Annotated in this window: 13 protein-coding genes; 10 read left to right on the top strand and 3 right to left on the bottom strand. The window is 66.0% G+C overall.

What is annotated here, in order from left to right; all coding sequences use genetic code 11:
* Positions 1-77 precede the first annotated feature (77 nt).
* Complete coding sequence (locus ACTHLF_RS17320; RefSeq protein WP_440328912.1) at positions 78-2,375, bottom strand: diguanylate cyclase domain-containing protein; 2,298 nt, start codon at positions 2,373-2,375, stop codon at positions 78-80.
* Between the two features lie 164 nt (positions 2,376-2,539).
* Positions 2,540-3,337 carry an exodeoxyribonuclease III gene (gene xth, locus ACTHLF_RS17315; protein WP_440328910.1) on the bottom strand — a complete coding sequence of 266 codons (798 nt, stop codon included), beginning with the start codon at positions 3,335-3,337 and terminating at the stop codon, positions 2,540-2,542.
* 134 nt (positions 3,338-3,471) lie between these two features.
* Between xth and ACTHLF_RS17310 the strand changes: the two genes are divergently transcribed.
* A complete protein-coding gene (locus ACTHLF_RS17310) occupies positions 3,472-3,624 on the top strand; it encodes a hypothetical protein (RefSeq protein ID WP_440328909.1) in 153 nt (50 codons plus the stop codon).
* A 6-nt stretch (positions 3,625-3,630) separates the two neighbouring features.
* Positions 3,631-3,918: a hypothetical protein gene (locus tag ACTHLF_RS17305; RefSeq protein ID WP_440328907.1), complete on the top strand. Its 288-nt coding sequence runs from the start codon at positions 3,631-3,633 to the stop codon at positions 3,916-3,918.
* 34 nt (positions 3,919-3,952) lie between these two features.
* On the opposite strand, the gene ACTHLF_RS17300 is transcribed toward ACTHLF_RS17305, so the two are convergent.
* Positions 3,953-4,561, bottom strand: a complete 609-nt coding sequence (locus ACTHLF_RS17300; protein WP_440328906.1) for a flavodoxin family protein — start codon at positions 4,559-4,561, stop codon at positions 3,953-3,955.
* A gap of 141 nt (positions 4,562-4,702) precedes the next feature.
* Here ACTHLF_RS17300 and ACTHLF_RS17295 point away from each other — a divergent pair, with 141 nt between their 5' ends.
* The 8 genes from ACTHLF_RS17295 (at position 4,703) to ACTHLF_RS17260 (ending at position 13,933) form a co-directional block, all read left to right on the top strand.
* The gene (locus ACTHLF_RS17295; protein WP_440328904.1) at positions 4,703-5,026 is read left to right on the top strand and encodes a YXWGXW repeat-containing protein; all 324 of its coding nucleotides are present in this window, start codon (positions 4,703-4,705) and stop codon (positions 5,024-5,026) included.
* Positions 5,027-5,098: 72 nt separating this feature from the next.
* Complete coding sequence (gene tehA / locus ACTHLF_RS17290; RefSeq protein ID WP_440328902.1) at positions 5,099-6,091, top strand: dicarboxylate transporter/tellurite-resistance protein TehA; 993 nt, start codon at positions 5,099-5,101, stop codon at positions 6,089-6,091.
* 162 nt (positions 6,092-6,253) lie between these two features.
* Positions 6,254-6,880, top strand: a complete 627-nt coding sequence (locus ACTHLF_RS17285) for a hypothetical protein (RefSeq protein ID WP_440328900.1) — start codon at positions 6,254-6,256, stop codon at positions 6,878-6,880.
* A gap of 181 nt (positions 6,881-7,061) precedes the next feature.
* Positions 7,062-7,232: a hypothetical protein gene (locus tag ACTHLF_RS17280; RefSeq protein ID WP_440328898.1), complete on the top strand. Its 171-nt coding sequence runs from the start codon at positions 7,062-7,064 to the stop codon at positions 7,230-7,232.
* Between the two features lie 286 nt (positions 7,233-7,518).
* Positions 7,519-10,248, top strand: coding sequence for a TonB-dependent receptor (locus ACTHLF_RS17275; protein WP_440328913.1), 2,730 nt, complete (start codon positions 7,519-7,521; stop codon positions 10,246-10,248).
* A 16-nt stretch (positions 10,249-10,264) separates the two neighbouring features.
* A complete protein-coding gene (locus ACTHLF_RS17270) occupies positions 10,265-11,632 on the top strand; it encodes an APC family permease (RefSeq protein ID WP_440328896.1) in 1,368 nt (455 codons plus the stop codon).
* Positions 11,614-12,558, top strand: coding sequence for a carbohydrate kinase family protein (locus tag ACTHLF_RS17265; RefSeq protein WP_440328894.1), 945 nt, complete (start codon positions 11,614-11,616; stop codon positions 12,556-12,558). The genes ACTHLF_RS17270 and ACTHLF_RS17265 overlap by 19 nt, the downstream gene beginning before the upstream one ends.
* Positions 12,536-13,933 carry a family 4 glycosyl hydrolase gene (locus ACTHLF_RS17260; protein WP_440328893.1) on the top strand — a complete coding sequence of 466 codons (1,398 nt, stop codon included), beginning with the start codon at positions 12,536-12,538 and terminating at the stop codon, positions 13,931-13,933. Before ACTHLF_RS17265 ends, ACTHLF_RS17260 begins: the two co-directional genes overlap by 23 nt.
* The last annotated feature ends 197 nt before the right edge of the window (positions 13,934-14,130 follow it).

The raw sequence follows: 14,130 nt of genomic DNA, 5'->3' as shown, positions 1-14,130 counted from the left end.
CCCGGGGGGCGGGCCGGCGGGCCGCGGTGGGCCCCCCCCCCCCCCCCCCCCCCCCCCCCCCCCCCGCTCCCACAGGGTTAGAGCACGGCCACCTTGTTCTTGCCGCTGGCTTTTGCCTCATACAGCGCATCGTCGGCGTGGCGGACGAGGGCGAGGGCATCCACGCCGTGCTGTGGCGCGGTGGCGATACCGACGCTCACCGTGACGTGCAGTGGCACGCCATTCCAGAAGAATGGCTGGGCCGCCGCGTCCACGAAGTCCTCCGCGCGTACCATCGCCTCGCGCAGCGAGATCGGTGGGGCCAGCAAGGCCACGAACTCATCGCCGCCCAGGCGGCACACCGTATCCGCCTTGCGCGTGCGGCGGAGCAGGCGCTCGGCGAACTGGCGGAGCAGTTCATCGCCCGCCGCGTGGCCATGGATGTCGTTGACGGCCTTGAACCCGTCCAGGTCCATGTACAGCACCGCGAGACTGTCATCCGCCTTCAGGTGGGCTAGCGAAGCCTTGAGCCGTTCCTCGAACACCAGGCGGTTCGGCAGCCCCGTGAGCGTGTCGGACTCGGCGAGCTGACGCATCCGGTCGGCGACCGCGCGGGCGACCGATACATCGCGTAGCACCAGCACGCCGCCCACCACATGACCCTCGCGGTCGCGGATGGGTGCCGCGACGTCCTCGATATCCAGGCGCGTGCCGTCCGCCAGGAGCAGCTGGCGGGGCTGCAGCATATCCACGGGGCGTTCCTCGGCAATCGCGCGCATAAGCGAGCTCTCGCTCGGCTGGTCGCTGGAATCGCGCAGGTAAACCACGGATTCGATCGGCATGCCGCGGGCACGCATCGCCGGCCGCAGCAGCAGCGCTTCGGCGCGCTGGTTGAGGAAGGTGATGGTGCCCGTCGTATCGGTGGTGAGCACGGCATCGCCGATCGAATCCAGCGTGACCTGGGCCAGCTCCTTCGCTGCGAACAGGCTTTCCTCGAGCTTCTTGCGCTCGCTCACGTCGGTGACCATGACATAGAAGCCGCGGAATACGCCGGCGTCGTCGATCTCGGGCGTGTAGGTCACGTCGCCCGTGAAGTACTTCCCGTGCAGCTTCATCTGGTTCATTTCGAAGCGCACGGTCTGGCCGTTGCGCACGCGGGCCAGCATGGGCACGAGCCGCTGGTAGTTCGCATCGCCGACGAACTCGCGCAGCGTCTGGCCGATCCGCGGCGCGGCGTCACCAAACCAGTTCCGGTAGGTGTCGTTGGCGAACCGATAGGTCTCCGAGTCATCGAGCCGGCCGATGAGGGCAGGGATGGAATCGGTGAGACGGCGCAGGCGCTTGCGCGACTGGTCGAGCTCCTCTTGCAGCATGCGCGCGCCGGTGATGTCCTGCAGCACCGCGACGAAGCCGCTGGTGGTGCCGGCGACGACGACCGGCGTCGCGTGCGCGTGGGCCCAGATGTTGAGCCCGTCCGTACCGCGGAAGCGGAACACCTGTTCGAAGCGTTCGCCCGTGGTGACGAGCTGGCGCCAGGCGTCGAGCACCCGCGCCTGGTCGCTTGCCTCGATGTTCTCGCGCATGAACGTGGCGACGTCGACGCCAGCCCGCGTGCCGACGAACGCGTGCGCCTGTGCGTTCTGCCACAGGGGGACGCCCATGGCATCGACATGGAACACGGCGAGCGGGGCGGCGTCCGTGAACGCCTGCAGTTCGGCGCGTCCGCGCTGGGTGGCATCCAGTGAATCGCGCCAGGCATCCAGGAGGCTGCGCGCCATGCGGCGGGAGCGGCGCAAGGTCACGACCGACCAGGCGACGAGGGCGATCAGCGCGGCGCCGGCGATGGAAAGGACCATGGCCTGGCGGAACTGCCCGCGCTGCAGCCGGTCGCGCTCGTAATTGGCGAGAGCAAGCACGTCGCGCGAGACGGCATCGTTGCGGGACTGGTAGTCGCCGCCCATGAGCTCCTCGATGCGCCGCGAGCGGTCAGCTGCTGCCGGACGGGCGAGGAGGGGTGCGGCGGTATCGATGCGCTCGCGTACGCTGCCCGCGAGGGTGGTGACCAGGTTCCTTTCGCGGCCATCGCTGCCCAGGCTGGCCTGCAGCATGGCGATGTGATCGTTGGCCGAGTCGACGGCCTGGTGCCAGGCGGCGGCGGCATTCCTGTCGTCGCGGATGACCCAGGCGCCGACCGCGACGCGCATGTCGTGGACATCCTGGGCAATGGCCTGGGTGGCGATCAGGACCTCATAGCGCTTGCCGACGATGCGTTGCGTGGCCAGCAGCCCCAGCGCGGTCCCCACGCCCGCGAGGGTCAAGAGGACCACCAGGGCCACGCTGGCCTTGCTGCTGCGATCGACGAGGCGGGTGAGCCGGGCGTGGCGCTCTTGGGGCATGGACGTCGTGGTGGTCGTGTTGTCGCGAATCTAGCAAACCCGACCGGCCCGTGCTTCGCTTTTTTGGCCGTTCTGTGACAGGGCCCCGCAGCGCCGCGCTTCGAGGGTGCCGTGCCACGGTAGGTGCCGCCAGCCGGACACGCCGGTACGCCCGCTCGCCACGGTTACCTCCGCGCCTTTTTCCCCGGCGGATCGCGCAGCTCGACCCAGGTAGGCGCATGGTCGCTGGCCTTGGGCAGGTCGCGGACCCACCGATCCACGCCCGCGTTCTTCATCCGCTTCGCCAGCTCGGCCGAGAGCAGCAGGTGGTCGATGCGCAGGCCGCGGTCGCGCGGCCAGTGCTGGCGGAAGTAATCCCAGAACGTGTAGATGTGCGCATCCGGGTGCATGGCACGCAGCGCATCCGTCCAGCCCTGGTCGAGCAGGCGCGCATAGGCGTCGCGCGATTCCGGTTGCAACAGCGCGTCGCGGCGCCAGTTTTTCGGGTCGTAGATGTCCGCGTCGCTCGGCACGACGTTGTAGTCGCCCGCCAGCACGATCGGGTAGCCGGTTTCGAAAAGCGGCTTCGCATACGCGATCAGGCGCTCGAACCAGGCCAGCTTGTAGTCGAACTTGGGGCCGGGCCGCGGGTTGCCGTTCGGCAGGTACAGGCAGCCGACGAGCACGCCGTGCGCGAGCGCCTCGATATAGCGGCTATGCACGTCCTTGTCGTCGCCGGGCAGGCTGCGTCGGCTCTCGATCGGATCTTCGCCACGGGAGAGGATCGCCACCCCGTTCCACGAAGCCTGCCCGGACCAAACCGCGCCGTAGCCGGCGTCATGGAAGGCTTGCAGAGGAAAGCCGCGGTCGGGCGACTTCAGTTCCTGCAGGCAGGCCACGTCGGGCTTCTCGCGCTCCAGCCATTCCAGGACATGCGGCAGGCGGGAGGTGATCCCGTTGACGTTGAAGGTCGCGATCTTCATGCGCTTACTCTCCCGTCGGTGGCGTGCAAGGCCGGTGATGGAAGCGGGGCCGGTGCGAACAGCATTGCACGTCGCCATCACACCGTCTTCAGGGCCGCGCGCAAACGCTGCGCATGACGAAGACGGAGAACGATATGGCTAACGAAAAGAACGCCCCCGAAAAGCATCCGGGACAGAACGACGTTCCGGAAAATCCGCGCAACCCCACCCGCCCGCGCGAGACGGACGCCTCCGGCGACCCGGTCGACGGAACCGGTGAAGACAACCACACCCAGAAAGGTGGCTGACCGCCCATGCTGCAGCTCAACCCGCCGCTCCCGCTGAATACCCCCAAGGGCGAAGGCTTCGCCCATTTCCTGATCGACTACGGCCCGGAATCCGACCTGTACTGGACGGTGTTCATCACGGAGACCGGTGAGATCTGGACCTTCTCGAACCGCGAGGTGCGCGCGTCGAAGAACATCACGCTGGGACGCACGTCACCCTCGCAACCGCGCGCCGCACCGGTACGCCGCGCCGATGCCGCGGAAGCACGCGAGCGCGCCGTCGTACCTTTGAGCGCGAAAGAAGGCGGCAAATGAGCAATCGGTTCATTCGCTGGCGCGAATGCATGTTTTACAGCGGCGCTGGATAGTTATCCTCCTTCAACACCCGCGCAAGATGCGCCGCATTGGACGCCAGCGTCTCGATCGATTCCGCCACCTTCTCCGGTGTTTCCTTGAGGTCGATGTAGTTGGTGTCACCCATCGCCTCGCCCACCCAGTACGCAGGGCTGCAGCCGGGAATGGTGAAACCTACGTCCGCGAGCGCCTGGTAAAGCTCGGCGCTCACGTGGTGCGCGCCGTCCTCATTACCGACCACGCCAACGATCGCCACCTTGCCGAACGTGGGATAACGCCCATCGTCCCCGATGTCGCCGAGGATCGCATCCATCCGTTCCAGCGCACGCTTCGCGACGCTGCTTGGCTGGCCCATCCAGATCGGCGTGACGATGAGCAGGATGTCGGCAGCCATCATGCGCTTGCGCAGGCCCGGCCACTCATCACCCTGGCCTTCGTCGTGGCTGACGCCTGGCTTGATATCGAGGTCAACCACGCGCTGGCTGTCGGTCTCCACGCCACGCTTGTCCAGCGCGGACAGGATCTGGTCCAGCAGTTTCTGTGAGGACGAGGGCTTGGGGGAGGGCGCGAGCGTGCAGTTCAGGCCAAGGGCTTTCAGCGGCATGGGTTGGACTCCGTGGGGGATGCCCCCACCTTGGGTGGGCTGGCGTGGACAGGGTGTCCGCGTGGCATGAATCCGTGTAACGAAATGGGCCGGAAAGCGTTACCGGTCTACTTCCCCCCTTTTCCAGTCCCCAAGGTCCCCATGCGCCTGACGTCCGCCATGCCCCTCCTGGCCCTCGCCACCGCCCTGGCTGTTTCGGCCTGCACCCCCCAGCCGCGGCTTGCGCGCAACGAAACCCTCGTGAAGGTCGACCACGAGCCGCCGCAGCACCCGACCGAAGAGGAACCGGCTGAGCGCGTGGGCTGGGTATGGGCGCGCGGGTACTGGCAATGGGATGGCCACGACTACACGCCGGTGCGTGGCCACTGGGAGCGGGAGCGGCCTGGCTACCACTACGTGCACCCGTTCTGGGAGCAGCGAAACGGCCGGTGGGTCTTCCACGCGGGGGTCTGGGCGAAGGACTGAGTACCGCATTTGCCAAGACGACCCGGGGTGGGGCCAAGATAGTGGGCGCGTTCTCAACCCACGAGGCCCCCCATGGTGATCCACCGGTCCATCCCTGCGTCGTTCTTCGGCATGGTCCTGGGCCTGGTTGGCCTGGGCAGCAACTGGCGTAACGCGAGCCACCTCTGGGGTGTCCCGCCCGTGATCGGCGAAGCCATCATGGTGGTGGCGTTCGTGGTCTGGGCCGTGCTGATCGGCTCGTACGCGCTTAAGTGGCTCGGCCACCGGAGCGCGGCGCTCGAGGAAGCGAAGCACCCCGTGCAATGTTGCTTCATCGGCCTGGTGCCCTCGAGCACGGCGCTGATGGGAGTGGTGCTCGCACCGCATTCGCATACGCTCGCGCTGGCCGCACTGATCATCGGCGGGGCAGGCCACGTGCTCTTCAGCGTGTGGCGCGTTGGCGACATGTTGCAGGGTGGGCGCGAGGTCACCACCGTGACGCCGGTGATCTATCTTCCTTCTGTCGCGGGCAACTTCATCACCTCCATTACCGCAGGCTTGCTCGGGTACCCATCGTGGGGCGTGCTGTTCCTGGGTGCAGGCATCTTCGCCTGGCTGTCGCTCGAGTCGGTCATCGTGAACCGGCTGTTCCACGCGCAGCCCTTGCCGACTGCCCTGCGTCCAACACTCGGCATCCAGCTCGCACCGCCTGTCGTCGCGGTCGCGGCCTGGCTGGCGAATACGGAGGGCACGCCGGAGCTCCTGGTGCAGGCCGCGTGGGGATATGGGCTGCTGCAGCTATTCCTTATGATTCGCTTACTGCCCTGGATCATGCAACAGCCGTTCGCGCCGAGCTACTGGGCCTTTACCTTCGGGCTGACTGCGCTCTCCGGCACGGCGATCAGCATGGTGTCGCGTGGCGTGACAGGAGCGATCGCGCAACTCGCGCCGGTGCTGTTCGTTATCACGAACGTATCACTGGCAATCATCATTATCGGCACTGTCATCCGTGCGGCGCAGGATAAACTGCTACCGCCTGCCACCGTGACCGTGACGGCACCGACAACGGCGCCTTCGACCAAATGACGAAACTGCGCATATCGCGAATATGCCGAATGGATTAAAGACATGCTCCGATATGCCGCTACGCAAGATCCGGCATCGCCCATATCCCCCAGATGCCGGCTTTATGCGTCGCGTCGAATGCGAGTTCGTCGCGACGTTTTTTTTCTGCGCGCGGCAAGCGCCGTGGCCTGCCTTTTATCCGGCGCCACGCTTCACGCCGAAGGGGGTAGCTATAACGTCGACGACGCATCGGTCGTCGGTACCGGCAAATGCCAGCTTGAATCGTGGCTGCGTGAATGGTCGCACGGCAGCAACGGGATCTATGCCGTTCCCGCGTGTGGCGCGGGACCCGTGGAAATCGGGGTCACGCTCAACACCGGGCACCGTGCCTTCGGCCCCGGCGTCAATCCATCGGTGAAGTGGCAGCTGCGCAACGGCGACGACAAGGGCATCGGCGTCGCGATAGCCACGGCGGCGACATGGATTCGTGGACGACAGGATGATGCGCAGACGTATGTCGCGACCACGTTCGGCATCGATGATGCACGACGCGTCATGGTCGCCTTGAATGCAGGCGCTGATCGCATAGGCGGCGAGTCCACCCATGCACTGTATGGCATCGGAGTCGACTTCGCGGTGACCCCGCGCTGGACGCTGCTGGTCGAACGCCTGTGGACGCACCGTACGATCACCGACCAGGGCGGCGTGCGCCTGGCCTTCGGTGAGTCGAGCCTCGACCTGGTCGTCGGTAGTGAGAAGAGTCCACACCCATCGCACTGGATCAACGTCGGGTGGAACGCGGCGTTCTGAAGCACGGCGGCAATTGCTGCTTCGCAGCAGGAATCTCGATCCAGATCCGCTGGTTGACGCCGATTTTACGCTGCGCTATATCTTGTCCCGTGCTGCGCGTTACCGATAATGCGTAGTCACTTTCGCCATTGCGTGCATGGGGCATGCAAGCGGCGCACCTCGTGATCGGCAACGGGACACCATGCGTCACCGCACTCCCAATCCAGCGAATCCGGGTTGCGCACTGGCGGAGCCGTCGTTCCCGTTCGTGCAGGCCGATGGCCAGCCGATCCTCTCCCGCGCCAAGCTGAGTGCCCTGCGTTCGCGGGGCAAGTCGCTTGCTGGCTATTCGCCGCCGCGCCATACCGCCTGATCCGGTTTACTGATCGGCCCATCCTTCTTGCCGCGCGCCTGTAAAGGCGCTGTTTGTGGGAGCGTGCTTGCACGCGATACACGGGTATCGCGAGCTATCGCGCGCAAGCGTGCTCCCACATAGCCAATGCACCACGAAGGTCGCTGGTCAGCTTTTTCCGCAGCACGTGGCGGAGGGTCATGTGTTGTCTGCTATCGACACTTTCGGGGTGGGGTGACTTGTGCGTACTAACCATGTTTTGACGAGGAAGGCGCTTGTGCTGGCCGTGTGTACGGCCTTCGGCGTGATGGGATCGCCGGTATTCGCGCAGCAGGCGGCGCAGGCGGGCGACCCGCCGGCGAAGACCGAGAAAGACAAGGCCGAGAAGGACAAGGCCGTGCAGATGAAGGCGCTGAGCGTCGTGGCGAACCGCTACGAGGCGACCAGCATCCGCATGGATTCCGTAAACACCGTGGACGTGCTGTCGGCGAAAGACCTGCAGAACACCGCGGTGCATAACGTCGCCGAGGCGCTAGGGCTCATGTCCGGCGTGAACGTCACCACGACCGGTACGGGCTATTTCGGCGGTATCGACGGCGCGGCACGCGGCGAAGGCATGTTTGCTTCCGTGCGCGGCTTGCCGTCGGAGTACAACGTCAACCTGGTCAACGGCAGCAACGTCACCCAGGGCATGCCGTACAGCCGTAGCGTGCAGCTCAGCCTGTTGCCACCTTCGGGCCTGCAGACCATCGTGCTCAACAAGACCTCGACCGCTGACATGGATGGCGATGCCATCGGTGGCACCATCGATTTCCGCACGCCGAGCGCCTTCGATTTCAAGAAGGACTTCAGTGGCAGCGTGACCACCAGCGGCCGCGTGGAGAGCCGCGCACGCGATTACGGCGGCAGTGGCCTGGGCAGCGGCCTCGCGGGTGAACTGCAGAAGAAGTTCGGCGAGGAGAAGCAGTTCGGCTTCTACATCAGCGGTTACTACGACTACCGCAACATCGCCAACAGCGAGATCGGTGCGGCCGAAAGCGCCTCGAACGACGGCTCCTGGGCGTTCCTGCATGCGACCGCCGAGGGCGAAAACGCACCCGGGTACGACCCGCAGCACAACCTGACCAGCATCGGCACCAACGTCGGCATCGCCTCGGGCTTCGAGCGTCGCTACGGCGGCAACATGTCGTTCGACTGGAACATCGACCCGACCCTGCATGCGTATGCGAAGGCCTCGTATGCCTATGCGCTGACCGAGCAGAACACGACGTACAACCAGCTGCTGCCGCAGGATGTCACCTACGAACCCACCGCGACCCCGGGCGTGCACTCGCCGAACATCGGGCGCATCGCCAACCGCTTCTGGTTCGAGACCAACCCGGAGCGTGCGGACCTCGCCACCATCCAGCTGGGCGCGGACAAGACCGCGGGTGGCTGGACCATCTCGCCGAACGTGTTCTGGAGCATCGGCCGCAACGATCGCCCCGAGCACGTCGAGATCGATGGACGCGAGGACAAGTACTCGCAGGACAACTTCGCCTATAACCAGAGTTCGCTGCTGAACTACGGCGGGAGCCACTTCCCGTATCCGCAGCTCACGCCGGCGCTGCTGAACTCGGTGAACAACATCCAGCACATGTGGGCCAACGATTACGGCGAGGTGACCAAGATCCGTTCCGGCCAGAAGCGCGGCGGCGCCAGGCTCGACCTGCGCTATGACTTCGAAGACGGCCCGGTGCAGAACGTGAAGTTCGGCGTGAAGTACAGCGACAGCTCGCGCGAGTTCACCAACCGCGACTGGTCCACGGGCGGCATCAACGATGGCACGACGACGCTGGACGACCTCGGGATCTTCAAGGGCTATTACAACCAGATCTTCCCGGGCAAGTTCCCGTGGCGTACGCCCGAGGTGAGCCGCGCCGCGGTCGCCGCCCTCATCGACGCTCACGTACAGCCGTCCGATCTGGATACCTGCGGCCAGCTCGACTTCAACAACTTCAACTGCGACACCATGCGTGGCACGGAGGCCGTATCGGCCGCCTATGCCATGGCGACGATCCAGGAAGGCCCGTGGGAGATCATCCCGGGCGTGCGCTTCGAGCACACCTCGATCCACAACACGTTCTGGACCACGCCGCAGGATGCCGACGGCAACGAGCTGCCGGGCCACTTCTCGAACAACCGTACCATCTATAACGAGCCGCTGGGCAGCCTGTTCATCAACTACCGCCCGGGCGGCAACGTCGTCTTCCGCGGCTCCATCTGGCAGAGCTATACCCGCCCGGCGTTCGTCCAGCTGGGTGGCGGCGAACAGATCAGCGTATCGAATGGCGTCACGACCATCACCCGCGGTAACCCGGATCTCGATCCGATCAAGGCCACCAACGTGGACCTGGGCGCGGAGTGGACGACCAACCACGGCGGCTTCTTCACGCTCACCAGCGACTACAAGAAGCTGAGCGACTACATCTACGACAGCGGTGGTGGCCAGGCCAACCCGAACACCTCGGGCGTTGGCACGGTGCTGACGAAGACGCCGACCAACGGTGGCGATGGCCGCGTTTACGGTATCGAAGCCACCGCCCGGCAGAAGTTCGAGGACCTGCCGGGAGCCTGGAACGGCCTTGGTTTCAGCGTCAACGCCACGAAGCAGAACTCGCGCGTGGACCTGGGCCGCGAGGGCTTCGAACACGAGCGCTTGCAGCAGGCACCCCGGACCATGGCAAACGTGGAGCTGTTCTACGAGAAGTACGGGTTCTCGCTGAACCTGAGCTACCACTACACGGGTTCCTACCTGTCGACGTACGATTTCCTCAACCAGGGGGCGACCTGGGATGACCTCTGGCTGCGGCCGATCCGTCGCGTGGACCTGCATGCGGGCTACCAGATGGCCAACGGGCTGCAGTTCGACCTGCAGATCAGCAACCTGACGAAGCAGTACCAGTACTGGTCGCATATCGGCCGCTACAGCCTGGTGAACTCGGATATCGTCGATGCCGGGCGTACCGCCCTGGTTACCGTGAAGTACTCGTTCTAGGCGGCGGAGAGGATCGATGACGGGCTGGCGTGAAGGCCAAACCATGGTGATGACGAAGCCGGTGCCCCCGCGGGCCATCGGCTTCTGGGGCGGCCTGTCGGCCAACGTGCTGAACATGATCGGGATCGGGCCGTTCGTGACGATCCCGCTCGCGCTCTCCGCGCTCGCGGGGCCGGCCGTGTTGCTCGGCTGGATCGCGGGCGCGCTGCTCTGCCTTTGCGATGGCCTGGTGTGGGCGGAACTGGGCTCCACCATCCCGGAATCCGGTGGTCCCTACCATTACCTGCGCGAAGCGTACGGACGGGAGCGGGCGGGGCGGCTGTTTGGCTTCCTCTACCTGTGGCAAACGCTGCTCACGGCGCCGCTCTCGATCGGCTCGGCGGCGGTCGGGTTTGCCCAGTACGCCGGTTACCTCATGCCATCGCTCGGCGATAGCGGCCGGATCCTCATCGCTGCGACGCTTTGCCTGGTCAATACCGCGATCCTCTATCGCAAGGTTGGCGACATCCAGAAGCTCTCGCTGGTGGTGACCGTCGCGGTTGTCGCGGCGGCGGCGTGGATCGTGTTCACGGGCATCAGCCACTTCGACATGGCCACGGCGCGGCACTTCCTCGATGCACCGTCACCGACGGGCAAGGGATTCTGGCTGGGGCTTGGCGCGGTATCGCTGATTGCCGTCTATGACTACGGCGGCTACAACAACGTATGCATGCTCGGTGGCGAGGTGAAGCAGCCGCGGCGGACGATCCCGCGTGCGGTGCTGATCTCGATTCCCGTGGTGGCCGTCCTCTACCTCGGCCTCAACGTGAGCATCCTCGGAGTGCTGCCCTGGGAAACCGCGTCGAAATCCACGGCGGTCGTGGCGGACATGTTGCAGGCGGTGCATGGCGCGTGGGGCGGCACGGTCGCGGTGGTGCTCATCCTGGTCGCCAGCTGGGGTTCGGCGCTGGTCGTTCTGCTGGGTTACTCGCGCGTCCCGTATGCCGCCGCCGCGGACGGGCAGTTCTTCAAGCCGTTCGCGCGGCTGCATCCACGTGATGGCTTCCCCACGGTGTCACTGCTGTTCGTCGGCATCACGTCCGCGCTTGCCTGCTTCCTCTCGCTCGAGAAGCTGATCAGCATGCTGATGGTGGTGCAGATCCTGTTCCAGTACATCGCGCAGTGCTTCGCCGTCGTGGCCCTGCGCCGGCGCGGGCACGCCGCGGATGTGTTCCGCATGCCGCTGTATCCGCTGCCGATCGCCATCAGCGTCGCCGGCTGGCTCTATCTCGTCGCCACCAGCGGCGTCTCCACCATGCTCACCGCCGTGGTCGCGATCACGGTGGGCTGCATCCTTTTCCTTTGGCAAGCCCGGAGAACCCGTACGTGGCCGTTCCCCACCTGAAGTCCTGGGATGTGGCGGTCGTCGGAGAAATCTTCGCCGACCACATCTTCACCGGCTTCCCCCATTGGCCCCAGCCCGGCGAGGAAGTGATCGCGCAGGGATACGTGCGCGAGCTTGGCGGCGGTAGCGTCAACACCGCCTGCGGGCTCTCGCGCCTGGGCCGCCGCGTACGCCTGGTCGGCCTGATCGGCGACGCGGACTTCGACTGGTTCGAGCAGCGCCTCGGCGAGTTCGGCGTCGGCATGGGCGGTATCCGCCTCGAACACGATGGCACGGGCATCACGGTCAGTGTCTCGATGCGCGACGACCGCACGTTCTTCACTTATCCCGGTGCGAACCGCGGCCTGGCGGAATGGCTGACGGTACCCGCCGTCATCGCCGACCTCGCCGCCGCGCGCCACGTCCACTTCGCCATGCCGCTGTCACGGGAACTGGCCGGATCCGTCCTTCCCGCATTGCGCGCCGCGGGTTGCACGACGTCCCTCGATGTCGGCCACACGCCGGCGTGGCTCACCGACCCGGCGAACTTGGCCACGTGCCGCGAGGTGGACCTGTTCCTGCCCAACGCGGCCGAGGCGGCGCTCATATGCGGCGACCCGTCCGCCGAAGCGTATCTCGCCTGGGCCAGTGCGAACGGCCTGGCGCGCACCGTACTCAAGCGCGGCGCCCTGGGCGCGCTGGCGATGGCTGGCGGGGTCACCAGCCAGGTGCCGCCCCCGGTTGTCGAGGCTGTCGACACCACGGGTGCCGGGGATGCCTTCAACGCCGGCCTGATCGACGCGTGGCTCGATGACGTACCCCTTGGCCCTGCGCTCGAGCGCGCCTGCGTCTGCGGCGCGCTGTGCAGCACGGCCCCCGGCGCCCTCGCGGCGCTGCCCCATTCCCCCCAATTGAGGACCCTTCGTGAACGGACGTACCGATCGTAAGATCGCGCTGGTTGGTGGGGGCGGCGTGCGCTCGCCCCTGGTCGTGTTTGGCGTGAACGAGGCCGCCGAGGCGCTCGGCGCTGCCGAGATGGTCCTTTTCGATCCGGACCGCGAGCGCCTGCAGGTGATGGTCGACCTGGGCAACGCGATCATCAGGCGCTCCGGCGGCGCGCTTCGCCTGCGCGGCGCCACGTCGATCGAAGACACGATCGACGGCGCGGATTTCGTGTTGAACAGCATCCGCATCGGCGGCATCGCCGGCCGTGCAGCGGATGAGCGCGTGGCCATCGAGCACGGTTACCCGGGCCAGGAGACTACCGGGCCGGCCGGCGTCGCCATGGGCCTGCGCACGGTTTCCGCGGCGATCGAATACGCGCGGCAGGTCGAGCGCCTGGCGCCCGACGCGTGGCTGGTGAACTTCACCAACCCGGCGGGCCTCATCACGCAGGCGGTGAACGACCACAGCAAGGCGCGCATCGTCGGTATCTGCGATACGCCCACCGAGCTTTTCCACAACATCGCGCGGGCGCTCGGCGAGCCGTTCGAGGATGTCGAGTGCGACTACGTCGGGCTGAACCACCTGGGCTGGGTGCGCGGTGTCCGCGTCCGCGGGGAGGAGCGGATCGATAGCCTGATCGATAACGAAGAGCTGCTGCGCAGCCTCTATCTGGCGCCCCTGTTCGATACGGCGATGATACGTACCTTGCGGCTCATCCCCACCGAGTACCTGTTCTTCTACTACGAGCGGCGCCGCGCGCTCGGCAACCAGCGCCGCCAGGGCGGCAGCCGTGGTGCCGAGATCGGCAAGCTCAACGACGAGTTGTTCGCTGCGCTGCGTGCGCGGCTGGCGGCCCGGCAGGGTGACGAAGCCGTCGATATCTATGCGGCCTACCTCAACCAGCGCTCGGGTTCGTACATGAAGCTGGAAGCCGAGGGCGGCTCGGCGTTCGACCATGGCGTGAGCCTGGATGTCGATCCGTTCCGCGTGGCGACGGGTTACCACCGCATCGCGATCGATGTGATGAGCGCGCTGACCGGGGCGAAGCCGGCTCCGATCGTCGTGAATACCCGTAACCGCGGTGCGGTGCCGGACCTGCCGGATGAGGATGTGGTGGAGACGCTGTGTGATATCTCGCTGGACCGTATCGAGCCGCGCAAGCTGGCTCCGTTGCCGGATGAGGTGGCGGGCCTGGTGCGTTCGGTGAAGGCGTATGAGCGGGCGGCGATTGCGTCGGTGCTGGATAACTCGCGGCTGGGCGCGCGCAAGGCGATGCTGATCCACCCGGCGATCGGCGAGTGGAGCCCGACGGCGGACCTGATCGATGCGTTGATGGGCCACCCAAGCGAAGACGGCGACTGCCTCTGCCACCGCTAGGCGACTCACGCTCTCTTGTGGGAGCGCGCTTGCGCGCGATGCTTTTGGTTTGTCCTCTCGATCGGGCTCGCCTTCGGCTTCGCGGGGCTCGGCTTCGCCATCGCTTCTAGCGCTCAGACGTCTCTGGAAAGAGCCCTTGGCGCCCTGAGGTGGTCAAGTCTTTCTAGACAGCCGATAGGGTGTTTTTTCGACTCATC

Source organism: Luteibacter sp. (genome assembly GCF_051958795.1).
Taxonomy (GTDB): Bacteria; Pseudomonadota; Gammaproteobacteria; order Xanthomonadales; family Rhodanobacteraceae; genus Luteibacter.
This window is presented reverse-complemented; position numbering and strand designations above follow the sequence as displayed.